The 12,935-nt window shown below is 48.5% G+C and carries 12 protein-coding genes; 1 reads left to right on the plus strand and 11 read right to left on the minus strand.

Going from position 1 to position 12,935, the window contains the following annotated elements:
• Positions 1 to 90: 90 nt before the first annotated feature.
• The 5 genes from EZMO1_RS24340 to EZMO1_RS24360 all read right to left on the minus strand — a co-directional run bounded on the left by EZMO1_RS24340 (position 91) and on the right by EZMO1_RS24360 (position 6,761).
• A complete protein-coding gene (locus tag EZMO1_RS24340; protein ID WP_034877728.1) occupies positions 91 to 2,013 on the minus strand; it encodes a PrkA family serine protein kinase in 1,923 nt (640 codons plus the stop codon).
• Between the two features lie 487 nt (positions 2,014 to 2,500).
• The gene (locus EZMO1_RS24345) at positions 2,501 to 3,568 is read right to left on the minus strand and encodes a dihydrolipoamide acetyltransferase family protein (RefSeq protein WP_034877727.1); all 1,068 of its coding nucleotides are present in this window, start codon (positions 3,566 to 3,568) and stop codon (positions 2,501 to 2,503) included.
• A 41-nt stretch (positions 3,569 to 3,609) separates the two neighbouring features.
• Complete coding sequence (locus tag EZMO1_RS24350; RefSeq protein WP_034877726.1) at positions 3,610 to 4,590, minus strand: alpha-ketoacid dehydrogenase subunit beta; 981 nt, start codon at positions 4,588 to 4,590, stop codon at positions 3,610 to 3,612.
• Positions 4,583 to 5,668 (minus strand): pyruvate dehydrogenase (acetyl-transferring) E1 component subunit alpha, encoded by a 1,086-nt coding sequence (gene pdhA, locus EZMO1_RS24355; RefSeq protein WP_034877725.1) that lies wholly within the window; start codon positions 5,666 to 5,668, stop codon positions 4,583 to 4,585. Before pdhA ends, EZMO1_RS24350 begins: the two co-directional genes overlap by 8 nt.
• Before the next feature lie 46 nt (positions 5,669 to 5,714).
• On the minus strand, positions 5,715 to 6,761 hold the full coding sequence (locus EZMO1_RS24360) for a Leu/Phe/Val dehydrogenase (RefSeq protein WP_034877724.1): 1,047 nt from the start codon (positions 6,759 to 6,761) through the stop codon (positions 5,715 to 5,717).
• 359 nt (positions 6,762 to 7,120) lie between these two features.
• Between EZMO1_RS24360 and EZMO1_RS24365 the strand changes: the two genes are divergently transcribed.
• Positions 7,121 to 7,531, plus strand: coding sequence for a PilZ domain-containing protein (locus EZMO1_RS24365; protein ID WP_160174092.1), 411 nt, complete (start codon positions 7,121 to 7,123; stop codon positions 7,529 to 7,531).
• Between the two features lie 52 nt (positions 7,532 to 7,583).
• Here EZMO1_RS24365 and EZMO1_RS24370 read toward each other — a convergent pair whose 3' ends face one another.
• The 6 genes from EZMO1_RS24370 to EZMO1_RS24395 form a co-directional block, all read right to left on the minus strand.
• Positions 7,584 to 8,072: a winged helix-turn-helix transcriptional regulator gene (locus EZMO1_RS24370; RefSeq protein WP_034878612.1), complete on the minus strand. Its 489-nt coding sequence runs from the start codon at positions 8,070 to 8,072 to the stop codon at positions 7,584 to 7,586.
• A gap of 259 nt (positions 8,073 to 8,331) precedes the next feature.
• Positions 8,332 to 9,441, minus strand: coding sequence for an alanine racemase (alr, locus tag EZMO1_RS24375; RefSeq protein WP_034877722.1), 1,110 nt, complete (start codon positions 9,439 to 9,441; stop codon positions 8,332 to 8,334).
• A 204-nt stretch (positions 9,442 to 9,645) separates the two neighbouring features.
• Positions 9,646 to 10,188: a BPSL1445 family SYLF domain-containing lipoprotein gene (locus EZMO1_RS24380; RefSeq protein ID WP_034877721.1), complete on the minus strand. Its 543-nt coding sequence runs from the start codon at positions 10,186 to 10,188 to the stop codon at positions 9,646 to 9,648.
• Between the two features lie 95 nt (positions 10,189 to 10,283).
• Positions 10,284 to 10,736, minus strand: a complete 453-nt coding sequence (locus tag EZMO1_RS24385; RefSeq protein WP_034877720.1) for an Lrp/AsnC family transcriptional regulator — start codon at positions 10,734 to 10,736, stop codon at positions 10,284 to 10,286.
• Between the two features lie 97 nt (positions 10,737 to 10,833).
• The gene (locus tag EZMO1_RS24390) at positions 10,834 to 11,439 is read right to left on the minus strand and encodes an acyloxyacyl hydrolase (protein WP_034877719.1); all 606 of its coding nucleotides are present in this window, start codon (positions 11,437 to 11,439) and stop codon (positions 10,834 to 10,836) included.
• 139 nt (positions 11,440 to 11,578) lie between these two features.
• Complete coding sequence (locus EZMO1_RS24395; RefSeq protein ID WP_051790282.1) at positions 11,579 to 12,883, minus strand: capsule biosynthesis protein; 1,305 nt, start codon at positions 12,881 to 12,883, stop codon at positions 11,579 to 11,581.
• Between the last annotated feature and the right edge of the window lie 52 nt (positions 12,884 to 12,935).

Genomic DNA, 12,935 nt, shown 5'->3' on the forward strand with positions numbered 1-12,935 from the left:
CTCCCTGTTGGTTAGTCCTCCACCGGGGCAATCTCTGCCCCGCCTGCTGACCTCACACTGACTACCGGGACTTCTGACGACTGACAGAAGCTACTGTGACTTTCTTACGCGTATGTACCATTCAGCCAGAAGCCTTACCTGTTTCTCGGTATAGCCTCTCTCCACCATCCGTTTCACAAACTCGTTGTGCTTACGCTGGTCATCATTGCTGCTCTTGGCATTAAAAGAAATCACGGGTAGGAGGTCTTCAGTGTTGGAGAACATTTTTTTCTCAATCACAGCACGCATCTTCTCATAGCTCGACCATGCCGGATTTTTACCATTGTTATTTGCCCGGGCCCTTAATACGAAATTAACGACTTCGTTACGGAAGTCTTTAGGGTTGGCAATGCTGGCCGCTTTTTCGATTTTTTCCAGTTCTTCGTTGATCGTAGCGCGATCAAGAATGTCACCGGTTTCCGGGTCTCTGTATTCCTGATCCTGAATCCAGAAGTCTGCATAAGTGATGTAACGGTCAAATATATTCTGACCATACTCAGAATATGACTCCAGATATGCAGTCTGAATCTCTTTGCCCAAAAACTCGATGTATTTCGGTGCCAGAAACTCTTTCACATAGCGCAGATAGCGCTCATGAATCTCTTTCGGGAACTGCTGCTGCTCAATCTGCTGCTCCAGAACATACAACATGTGTACCGGATTTGCGGCAACCTCACCGGGGTCAAAGTTAAAGACCTTGGAGAGAATCTTGAAGGCAAAACGGGTTGAAAGCCCTTCCATACCCTCATCAACCCCGGCGGCGTCTTTGTATTCCTGCAAAGGCTTGGCGTTGGGATCAGTATCTTTCAGACTTTCACCGTCGTACACCCGCATCTTGGAATACACGTTGGAGTTCTCAGGTTCTTTTACCCGAGACAACACCGAGAACTGTGCCAGCATTTTCAGAGTATCCGGTGCACAGGGTGACTCTTTCAACGAGCTGTTTTCCAGCAGTTTCTCGTAGATCTGAATCTCTTCTTTTACTCTGGTGCAATACGGCACCTTGACGATATTGACCCGGTCAATAAACGCTTCGTTGGTTTTATTATTGCGGAAGCTCTGCCATTCCGATTCATTGGAGTGGGCAAGAATAATACCGTTGTAGGGAATGGCTCCCATGCCTTCGGTGCTGTTGTAATTGCCTTCCTGAGTAGCGGTCAATAAAGGATGCAAGACTTTGATGGGCGCCTTGAACATCTCCACAAATTCCATGATGCCCTGATTGGCATTACACAGCGCACCGGAGAAACTGTAAGCGTCCGGATCATCTTGAGAATACTCCTCCAGCTGGCGGATATCGACCTTACCCACAAGGCTGGAAATATCCTGATTGTTTTCATCGCCCGGCTCGGTTTTGGCAATGGCGACCTGATTCAGGATACTGGGATAAAGCTTCACGACTTTGAACTTGGTGATGTCACCACCAAACTCATTGAGTCGTTTAACGGCCCATGGCGACATAATGCCTCCCAGGTAACGGCCGGGAATGCCGTATTCGCTGGTCAGAATATCTCCGTCCTCAGCCGCATTAAACAGGTTCAATGGTGACTCAAACACAGGTGAGCCTTTGATGGCATAAAACGGTACTTTTTCCATCAGGGCTTTAAGCTTCTCGGCCAGAGAGGATTTACCACCGCCTACAGGCCCCAGCAAATAAAGAATTTGTTTCTTCTCTTCCAGCCCCTGGGCAGCGTGTTTAAAAAACGACACCATTTGTTCAATGGCCTCTTCCATGCCATAGAACTCTCTGAAGGCGGGATAACGTTTGATCAGTTTGTTGGAAAAAATCCGGCTTTGTCGCGGATCTCTGGACGTGTCGATCATTTCGGGTTCGCCAATAGCATGCAGCATCCGCTCTGCAGCATTGGCATAAGTGGAAGGTTCATCCCTGCATAACTGCAGGTATTCCTGAATCGTCAGTTCTTCCTGTTGATGGGATTTAAACCTCTGTTGATAGCTGTCAAAGATATCCATATCGCGTCACCTGCCCTGTCTGATGTGTTTGGTCGATTCCCATACTGTGGCTGCACAAACGGTGTACTCACAATTGGGTTATCGACAGAATCAGTACAAAGACCACTCTTTATTATAGAACTGTCAAAAAACAGCTCAGAGTCTGTTATTAAAAAGTGGCCGAGGCTGACAGCCATTTCCATTGGCTGACATCATGGAACGCTTAACCTACTTATAAGAAAAACTTATTGGAGGTTAACTCAAACAGAGCGGAAAAAAACAAGCCCCTTTGAATTTATAATGTGGAGTTTTTAAGCAATCTGCAATAGCTAAACGCTTAAAATACCGTATTTCGTGTTTCTAAAAGGCAGGTGATGAATGTATGACATCAGTCATATGACGTATGTATCGAACGACACTCTTACCGGATAGCACTCTTACTGAACGAAAATGCTCTATGCTGGTGCGCGACAGTCACTCTGCAAGTTCCTTCGCCACCAGCAAGCGATTATTTTTCCAATTCGGCAATCAGCGTATGAAGGAAGCGTGTTGCTTCCCCACCAGTTGCAGCCCTGTGGTCAAAGGTTAAAGAAACCGGCAGCACTTTATGGCTGGCAGGCTGACCATTAATGCTGACAATCTCTGCCCTCAACTTTCCAATACCCACAATGCACACCATTGGCGGGACAACGACCGGCGTTGCATATTTCCCGGCAAACACACCAAAGTTGCTCAGTGTAATGGTTGCACCAGCCATTTCCGAAGGTGGCAGGCTGCGTTCTTTGACAGCGGTTCTGAAGGTATTCACCTGATGCCTCAGTTGTTTGCCATCCAATGTTTCAGCGGCTCTAATCACCGGAACAAACAACCCTTCATCACTGTCTACTGCCAACCCAAGGTGGACTGAATCAAACACTTCCCGACTCATCGAGCTTCCGTCAAACCAGGCATTCAGTGCCGATTCTGACTGACAAGCTTTAACAACGGCCTGAATCAGTCGGACAGTAATATCTTCACCGTCTTTCCAATGATCAATATCGGCATCATCAAACAGGGTAACCGGCACAACCTCGGCATGAGACTGTGTCATGGTGTTCGCCATATGCTTGCGAACACCTTTTAAAGGTTCCGGATTTTCCAGAGCATAACCTGTCTGGCTCGATTGTTTTGTTGGTGCTGCTTGTGTCATACCAAGGCTAGAAGCCAGATCATGGACAGAGCCGTTTGCAGGCTGGCTCATAGTTGCACCTGACGGTGGCGAGCCAATAAAAAAAGATTCATCTTCAGTTGTATTTGCAGCCGCGACTTCCAGCTCTCCCACTACTGTACCCAAGTCTTCTTCCTCCGAAACAAACTCCACCAGTGGCGCACCGGTCAGAATCGTATCGCCGGGCTGCCCACATAATCGCGCCACTTCAGCCGTAACAGGAGAAGGAACTTCGACAATCGCCTTGGCCGTTTCAACTGAAACAATAATCTGGTCTTCTTTTACGTGCTCGCCTTCCTGAATATGCCACTCAACAATATCCGCTTCAGGAATGCCTTCGCCCAGATCGGGGAGGTTAAAGAATTTCATGTGGCAGCCTCTTATTTTTATTGTTCTGGATGAATCAACTCTCAATGAAATGACAAGGTTTTTAATGCCGCTTTCATAATGTCGTCTGGCTTTGGCAAATAATGATCTTCCATTCGATAGTAAGGCATGATCGTATCGAAACCTGTCACCCGCTCTACCGGTGCCTTGAGAACACTCAGAGCCTGTTCGGCAAGGTTGGCGGCAATTTCCGCTCCGGCACCAAAGCTTTTGCAGGCTTCATGGACAATGACACAACGACCGGTTTTGCGAACCGATGTCAGAATGGTCTCCATATCCAGTGGCTTAATGGTGGCTACATCAATCACCTCTGCCGAAACACCATGCTGTTCCATTGTGCGTGCTGCTTCCATGGTCTCTTTGACAGAAGCACCCCAGCTCACCAGCGTTACATCTTGTCCCTGCTTCAGAGTGAAACACTTGTCGAGCGGCAACAGCGGTGTGTTCTGGTCCACCTCCTGCTTTGATGCCCTGTAAATGCGTTTAGGCTCCAAAAAGATCACAGGGTCAGGTTCATTAATGGCTGATCGCAACAAACCATATGCACGCACAGGCGAAGAAGGAATCACCACCCGTAAACCGGGAATATGCGCCAGCAAAGCTTCGGTACTTTCAGAGTGATGCTCCGGCGCGTGAATGCCACCACCAAAAGGCGCTCGCAGAACCATCGGGCAGGATAAACGACCACGGGTTCGGTTTCGCATACGGGCCGCATGGCAAATCAGCTGCTCCATGGTGGGAAAGATAAAGCCCATGAACTGAATTTCTGCCACGGGTTTTAAACCCTGTGCCGCCATACCAATGCTGATACCGGCAATCAATGTTTCAGCCAACGGTGTATCCATCACCCGCTTCAGGCCATACTTGTCCCGCAACCCCTGTGTCGCACGAAACACGCCACCGTTCACGCCAATGTCTTCACCCAGCATGACAACGTCCGGGTTATTCTCCATCGCATGATCAAGCGCCAGGTTCACCGCCTCTACCATGGTGATTTTACTCATGATGTTTACCTCCCGTGGCTCTCAACTCGGCTTCCTGTTTTTGTTGCTTCAGGGTGGAAGGCATGTTGGCGTAGTGGTAATCAAACAAGTCTTTTACCGGGGGAAGCGGCGTGTTCAGATAGGTTTGAACGTTTTGTTCAATCTGTTGACCAACGTCTTTAATCAAAGCCTGCTCCTGCTGCTCATCCCAGTAGCCACGATGATGCAAAAAGGTTCTGAGCCGTTTAATCGGTTCTTTATTCCAGGCCTGTTGCAACTCATCACCGCTGCGATAACGGCTGGCGTCGTCTGCCGTTGTATGATCGCCTAAACGATAACTGATGGCTTCAATCACCGTTGCACCTTTGCCCTGTCTGGCTCTGTCCATGGCTTCACTGAGCACTTCATGGAGGGCAATCACATCATTGCCGTCTACCTGATAAGAAGGCAAACCGGCTGAAATACCTTTCTGGGCTAGCGTAGGAGCGCCGGACTGAATGGTTCTGGGTACAGAAATCGCCCATTGATTATTATTGATGACAAACACCACTGGCAGTTGCCAGGCACCGGCAAGGTTTAACGCTTCTGAAAAGTCACCTTTTGATGTAGCACCATCTCCCAGCGCACAAACAGCAATGTTCGGTTCATGTCGAATCTTCAGGGCGGCCGCCACCCCGGCTGCATGACCAGCCTGTGTAGCAATGGGGACGCAATTGGGAAAGTCTTTGCCCCAGTGTTCACTGGCGCTGCCTCGTTCATCCCCTCCCCAATAAAGAAGAATATCTGACAGCGGAATACCCCTCGCCAGCAGTCCGGGATGATCCCGATAATAAGGAATTAATACATCGTCTTTTTCCATCAGCGAACAGAATACGGTACTGATCGCTTCCTGCCCCAGACAGGAGGGATAAGTGCCCAGCTTGCCGGTTCTCTGAAGTGCAATGGCCTTGGCATCAGCCTGACGCCCAAGGACCATATTGCAGTAGTAATTAAGCAGAATATCTTTGTTCCGGGTCCACCCAGGAAGACGTTCAATCACTTCACCTTCTGCATCCAGATACTGATAAACAGGAATAGGGTTAAGTTCTTTCTTTTCCATGGTAAGCCTCGGTTGTTCGTTGAATTATTGCTCAGGTCAGCTTGCTCTAAGCGGAAAGCTGCCTTAGCTCATCACCAAACAACATGGCTTCAGCCATCTGGTCTGCAATGCGGTTAACAGGCTCCTGTTGTTGCTGTTGTCTGCGGAATATCTGCAACAGTGTCTCACCAATGCTCTTTATTCTCAGGTTCAGTTCATGATGACTTTTCCGAGAGTAAGCCATGGCAACAAAAATCAGCCCTCCTGCATTAATCAGGTAATCCGGCGCGTAAAGAATATCTCTTTTAAACAGTTGCTCACCACACTCGGGCGTCAGTAGCTGATTATTAGCCGAACCGGCCACCGCACCACACTGCAGCTGGTCAATGGTTTCTTCGTTCAGAATACCGCCCAGACCACAGGGACTGAAAATATCACAGGGAGTCGAATGAATGGCTTCAGGGCTAACAGCCTTGGCACCAAACTCCCGAATACACTGTTCAATCCTGGCTTCATCAATGTCTGACACAATCAGCTTTGCGCCACCTCTGTGCAGTAGCTGGCACAAGGCATACCCCACATTCCCCAATCCCTGAACAGCAATGGTCATTCCTTTCAGACTGGAGCCAAACTCTTTATGAGCTTTGAGTGTGGAGAGAATACCGTAGTAAACGCCTTTTGCAGTTGAGGGCGCAGGGTTGCCACTGGAAGACGTGCAGGTGACATGGCGCGTCTGTGAGGCAATAACGTCCATATCAGATACTCTCGTACCGCTGTCCATAGCAGTGATATAGCGTCCGCCCAACTCTTCAACAAACCGCCCAAATGCGCTGAACAGCTCGGTGCGGTCATAATCGCCTTCCGGCATCATAATCACTGATTTACCACCACCCAGGTCGAGCCCTGCCAGGGCTGCTTTATAACTCATGCCCTGAGCCAGCCGGATGGCATCGGTAACGGCATCATCAAAGGAAGGGTAAGGAATAAATCGACAACCGCCCAGCGACGGGCCTCTGCGGGTATTATGAATAGCAATAATGGATTTCAGGCCTGAATGTTCATCGTGCTTGATATGAATATCATTCATTCTGGCCTCGGCTATCTGTCTGAACATACGGGATCCCTCCGAATGGTTCAGAGCGGATAAGGCTCTGATTTTGCTTTGTTTCTTTTTATTATTTGAGGCATCCTGCAAGCGGGGTGGCTTGAGGACTATCGCAGCAGGGATTGTAGTCCCCTATTGCGATTAAGAATGAGATCGGAAGCTGTTGTCAACTTTTAACAGCAAATCTCTGCAAACTGCAAAAAAATAACGTGCATCTTATTATCAACACATACGACCGACGGTTGATTTAACGATCTGTCAGACCCATTTTTTCCACCAGTTAGCGTTTTTAGCAACAGGATTAAAGCGCAATTTGTCATCAGGGACTGTTTATGGGTATCTTGATAGATCGCAAAGGAGGACGATCCATGACAGAGACTGTACTTGAAAAGCGTCGCTTCCCCCGAAAGCTGCTGAAGGAAACGGCACAGGTTCTGGATAATGACACCGGGCAGCTGCTGGGGGTTCTGGAGGATGTTTCAAAAGGTGGCTTCAGTCTGTTAACCTACCATAATATTCGTCAGGACGAAGTACGAAATATTACATTGGTACTGCCAGGTCCCCAGAAAAGCTACCATCGCGTATCACTGATCGCAGAATGTGTCTGGTGTCAGTCGGGGAAAACACAGGGTGACAAAAGCCGGCCTGACTCCCCCGAAACTATCTTTGCTGATAGCCCTGAAAACCAGGCTCCCGAGAACTACTCAGCCGGATTTCAGCTGCGGGAAATCGATGAACAGAACCTTGTGGCGCTGAATTACTTCATACGTGACTATTAATATCAACCGAAGCTATAGCGTCTAATATCAGCCGAAGCTATAGCATCCAGCATCAATCCGGAATGGGCAGATTCAGGGTTTCCTTCAGCTCTTCCATCACAATGTAGCTCTTGGATTCCCTTACACCGGGCAGCTTTAAAAGGATGTCGCCCAGCAGTTCCCGGTAAGAGGCCATTTCCGAAATACGGGCTTTCACCAGATAATCAAAGTGACCGGATACCAGATGACATTCCAGAACATTAGGCAGGTTAATCACTGCCTTGCGGAAATCATCAAAGATGTCGGCAGATTTGCTATACAGGCTGATCTCGACAAACACCAGCAGACCCGCTTGCAGGAACTGTGGACTTAACCGGGCACTGTAACCCTGGATAATCCCTTCACGCTCCAGTCTTTTAACCCGCTCCATGCAGGGCGTGGTGCTCAGGCCTACACGATCAGCGAGGTCTACATAGGATATACGACCGTTTTCCTGCAGGGTACGCAGAATATTACGATCAATCCTGTCTAGTTGGCGAACGACTTCTTTGCGGCTTCTCATGGTTTCAGCTGTTGTTTGACGAACTGTCATTAATAGCTGTGGGAAAAATCCCTTCAGCTACGCCGTTTAGGAATATGCCCTGACTTCGCATAAACATGCACAAGTGAACATTCCGAGGGTGCGTGAGAGTATGGCACAGACAGAAAATCTTCAAGTACTTAAATAGACCAAGTATGTAAATTTTCCGTTTGCTGAAAAAAACAAGCAAGATAGCCCAATGAAAGTAAGTACTCACAGCATGATGTTCGTTGCCGGATAATCAGGCTTTTACCATCACTGGCGACTGAACATATTCCACCGGAACGCGATTAAGATTGCAGAACAGCTGATAAGGAATTGTTCTGGCATGACGGGCAATTTCGGCGGCAGGCAGACCCTTTCCCCAAAGCACAACACTGTCTCCCGGTCGGGCTTCAGGTACATCGGTCAGGTCAATGGTTAGCATATCCATAGACACTCGCCCGATGACAGGCACACGCCGGCCGTTCACCATCACAGGCGTACCATTGGCAGCATGACGCGGATAACCATCTGCATAACCAATGGCAACCACTCCCTGACGAGTCGGACGCTGACTAACCCATGTGCTGCCATAGCCTACAGGGCTACCGGCCGGAATGTCTTTAATACTGATAATGGCAGACTGCAGCGCCATCACCGGCTGCAGTTTCTGCTCAATAGGATGAAGGGTTTCAAAGGGAGAAGCACCGTACAGCAACAACCCCGGACGATTCCAGTCAGCTCGTGCCTGAGAGTAATCCACCAGCCCGGCAGAATTGGCAATACTGCGTTCACCCGGCAGACCAAGGGTATGCTGTTCAAACACTTCCAGCTGATGTCGTGTATAGCCATTCTCTGGTTCATCGGCACAGGCAAGATGCGTCATCATGACAATATCGCTCACCCAGGGCAGCGTTTCCATGCGTAGCCAAGCTGAACGGAACTCTTCTGGCAACAGCCCGACACGGTACATGCCCGAATCCATTTTCAGCCAGATTCTGACCGGAGCAGGCAAAGGGTTCTGTTCCAGCATTAAAAGCTGTTCCGGACTTTGCACGACAATGTCCAGCTTATGGCGGCTGATTTCAACGAGTTCACTGGCTTCAAAAAAACCTTCCAGCAAAAGAATGGACTGTCTTATGCCAATGCTGCGCAGTTCCAAAGCTTCTTCAATACAGGCAACCGCAAACCCGTCGGCCTGATCAGCCAACGCCTGCGCGCAGGCAACGGCTCCGTGCCCGTAAGCGTCGGCTTTGACCACCGCCAGTACCTTGCCATTGCGTCGTTCCTGATTCGCCAGGGATTTGGCAAGCTGATAATTGTGCTGCAGGGCATCAAGATTAATGACCGCCTTGGCTGGACGACTCATGACTGCGATGTTTTTCCCAAAGTGTTGTCCCCGAAAAAATCAGAACTGAAGAGCTCAGAAGAGGCCGCAATGCTAACAATTTATAGTTTTTAGCTCTTTATGTGATTGTCGAAATTCACTAAGTGAATAAATAATACCGTTAACGGCAACGAGCCAACAGCCCTTCATTCACTGCATTTCAGTTAAACGTCAGTGGAATTATGATTACTTTTGTATTTTAGTAATCTTGGTGCCTTCCAGAGTCAGGTTATACATCAGACCTTTGTTGTCGTTGATAAAGCCAATGATCGGTGACTGTGCGGTATTGGTCGCAATGGTTTCTCCCACTCCAAACTCGGCAATGGCAATGCTGCCATCGACACCGGCTTCCCAGCCTTTACTGTTACGAAATTTATTCAGGGACTCGTCGGTCATAAACATAATCACCTGCGAGCGCAGTTGGGCACCCAGCTGAAAACCAATGGAGGCAGAAGCCGTGTTGTAATAGTCCACCACTTCCTGATTGATCAGTAACGCGCCTTCGCCGTACTCACCACCCAGAAACACACCGCCTTTAATGATTTTGGGAAACACCAGAATGCCTTTGGCATCTTTGCCCAGAGATTTAGCTGCAGGGCTTTTGTCGTAGAGATTCGACAAGCTCTCCTGAACGGTGGCATCCAGCTCCTCTTTTGATGAAGCAAACGTCGGCAACGCGAAGACAAAAGCCACCATAAACAACAATAAAAACCTTAACTGCCGCAGCATAACGTGCTCCCCAATATTAAAACTGGGTTAATAGTACCAGTAATGAATCCAATTTCGATGTGGGTTTTGCGCAACTTTTTCAGGCTCTGGTTGCTTCAAAGTGGCAACGACGTGGTGTATTTCATCTGCTCCATGGCAAAACTCGACGTTACATCGCACAGTCCGTCAACACTGTTCACCAGTTTTTTGTAGAAAAGATCAAACGACTGTATGTCTTTAGTGACCACCCTTAACAGGTAGTCGTATTCGCCGCTCATTCGATAGCACTCGGCCACTTCCGGAAAACGATTCACAGTGTCTGAAAAAAGTTTCAACCAGGCTGACGAATGGTGCTGTGTTTTGATGTGAACAAACACCGAAACACCCAGCCCAACCTTTTCGGCATTAATAAGGGCTACCCGTTTGTTAATATACCCCTGCCCTTCAAGGCGTTTAATCCGGTTCCAGCAGGGCGTAGGCGACAGGCAGACTCTTTGCGCGATGTCGGCCAGAGAAAGTGTGCTGTCTTCCTGCAATTCAAGCAGGATTTTTCGGTCGATAGAATCCATTGAGAAGGGAAATTACTGCTGTACAGAGAGAGGAGGGAATGGTGTCACAGTCTCGGAAGCTTGGCAAAACCGGACGCCTCAGAGACTGTATTCAACGTCACCACCGATAGGCAAACGACACCGAATGAAAATCAATAGACTCGTTCAGTCGGGCCAGCCCCCCATTGGAATAATGCAGCCAGCCATAACTCACTGAATATCGCTGCCCTTCCCCAAAGGTAAAACCTGCCCCCAGTCGCACTTCAAACAACCAGTGACTGCCCATATTGATGGGAGACTTCTTTTCTTTTTCCAGATCTTTTTCTGAAAACCAGGCGCCACCAACACCAGCATCCAGAAAAGGAAACGCATTGCCAAACAGGGGGTGGGCAGAAGAGAAGCGAAAGACCGGCGAAAAGCTGACGACTGTGGCTTTGTCTTTACCCTCAGGGCTGGGGCTATCAGAAGCATTCAGGCGACTTTTTAAGGCACTGCCACCGAGCTCAAAATAACCAGACATCACCAAACTGTCTGAACGGTACAGCTCATCTCCCCAATCCCACTGAATGCCAATGCGATAGTGATCATAATTCGCCTTACGACCACTGACAACAGGGAGGTACTGCCCATAACTGGCAGAAAGACCATCTGGACGGATATCCAGAGCAGAGGCAGGGAAAGGCAGCAATGACATCATGCCAGCGTAGAAAAATCCTTTTTTCACTCATTTCTCCTGCTGTAAGAAAGGTTGGATTACAGCCTGATCATTATTGTCTTATCGGAAGAAATCGAGAGATGATGAATTGATCAATAAATAACCAATTCATCCTAAAGGAAGATATAGAGAAAGGAAATGCCACACTTCATGCAGCATTCAAAGGAAGGTCATCCACTTCAATGTTGTTACAACTGTGAGGTGTCATTTTATAAATAGCAGAAACCGCTGCAGGCTGGCCTGCCAGCTGCTCGTAAAAAGCCACAGCATTGTTACAGGTAAGATCCGGAAGCTTAAAAAAGCTGCCGTTAATCTGCGTCTTCTGAAACAGCCGGGAGTGAAACTGTTTAAATAACTGCCGGTCAACGGGTTGGGGCGCTTGCCAAAAAGAGGCCAGACTACCCTGATGGGTTAGCCCTTCAATGTCGTACATAGCTCTGCCCATCACTTTAACAGGCACGCTGTGCAGCATGGCAGAAACTCCAACAGTGCTGTTTACTGTGACAACACCGGCAGCGTGATCGTACAAATCAGGCAGTGACACATCGTGACAATACAGGACTCTGCCCTGCAAGCCGGTACGTCTGGCTTTTTCACGAATAAAATCGCCATAGTGCGTGTAGCCACGATCCATGGGGTGATGCTTAAAACACAACACCTGATCCGGTGCCGCATAGCTTCTGAACGATTCAATCACCTCGGAGATAAACGACTCAACCGAGTTAAAGTTAGAATGGTAGATCTTCTGGGAGTCATCGTGCACTTGCAGAGGCACCAGAAAAAAACGCTGGCTGAATGTCTTTGTCAGCTTTCTTTTGATCCTGTAGTCCGCAGGTTTTACCAGCCATTTGCGGGCAAATCCCCGTATCCAGCAATAACCTTCCCTGACAGGATTCGACGCCCGGTGATGCCGATAGTGAGCAAACTGCCCGTGACCAAAGTAGCCTGCCCAATAATATAATGATGCATAAACTGCACGTGCGAAAATTGTGCTGCCAATCGTCACAGGGGCTTCTTCAGTAGGCTGCACGATCGTTTCCCGAAGCGTTTTAATGGACAAATCCAAACGGCTTAAGGCATTCACACCGTGAGTTTCCAGAGTGATGGTGTTGGGTCTCAGGTAGCCTTCCTCAAAGACCATAAATGCAACACCCAGACTGTCGCAAAGAGGCTTTGCTATGCGATGGTAATAACGACAGTCGCCTAACAGAAATACCGCATCAATGGAGTGCTCCATCAGATATTCCTGCAGAAAAGCCAGCCAGTTATCTGGTTCCCCCTGGTAATCGACCACTTTGTCTGCTCCGGCATAAAAGCGGTCACCACCATTAAAATTAATCTTGTGCGTACAATAGCCTGCACGCGAAAAAGCCCCGGCCAGTTCCCGAAAGAAAGGCCCTAGTGGACCTTGTAAAAATAATACAGACGACTTATGCACGCTGAACCGACCCAAAGTACCTGCCTTAAGACAGATAAAAAATTATATTGTTGTCTAAATAAACGAC

Origin of the sequence: Endozoicomonas montiporae CL-33, from assembly GCF_001583435.1 — a bacterium.
Taxonomy (GTDB): Bacteria; Pseudomonadota; Gammaproteobacteria; order Pseudomonadales; family Endozoicomonadaceae; genus Endozoicomonas_A; species Endozoicomonas_A montiporae.

Excerpts from the sequence above, each read along its gene's own strand:
- EZMO1_RS24340 (WP_034877728.1), bottom strand. The coding sequence starts at position 2,013 with ATGGATATCTTTGACAGCTATCAACAGAGGTTTAAATCCCATCAACAG.
- EZMO1_RS24345 (WP_034877727.1), bottom strand. The coding sequence starts at position 3,568 with ATGAAATTCTTTAACCTCCCCGATCTGGGCGAAGGCATTCCTGAAGCG.
- EZMO1_RS24350 (WP_034877726.1), bottom strand. The coding sequence starts at position 4,590 with ATGAGTAAAATCACCATGGTAGAGGCGGTGAACCTGGCGCTTGATCAT.
- pdhA (WP_034877725.1), bottom strand. The coding sequence starts at position 5,668 with ATGGAAAAGAAAGAACTTAACCCTATTCCTGTTTATCAGTATCTGGAT.
- EZMO1_RS24360 (WP_034877724.1), bottom strand. The coding sequence starts at position 6,761 with ATGTTCAGACAGATAGCCGAGGCCAGAATGAATGATATTCATATCAAG.
- EZMO1_RS24365 (WP_160174092.1), top strand. The coding sequence starts at position 7,121 with ATGACAGAGACTGTACTTGAAAAGCGTCGCTTCCCCCGAAAGCTGCTG.
- EZMO1_RS24370 (WP_034878612.1), bottom strand. The coding sequence starts at position 8,072 with ATGAGAAGCCGCAAAGAAGTCGTTCGCCAACTAGACAGGATTGATCGT.
- alr (WP_034877722.1), bottom strand. The coding sequence starts at position 9,441 with ATGAGTCGTCCAGCCAAGGCGGTCATTAATCTTGATGCCCTGCAGCAC.
- EZMO1_RS24380 (WP_034877721.1), bottom strand. The coding sequence starts at position 10,188 with ATGCTGCGGCAGTTAAGGTTTTTATTGTTGTTTATGGTGGCTTTTGTC.
- EZMO1_RS24385 (WP_034877720.1), bottom strand. The coding sequence starts at position 10,736 with ATGGATTCTATCGACCGAAAAATCCTGCTTGAATTGCAGGAAGACAGC.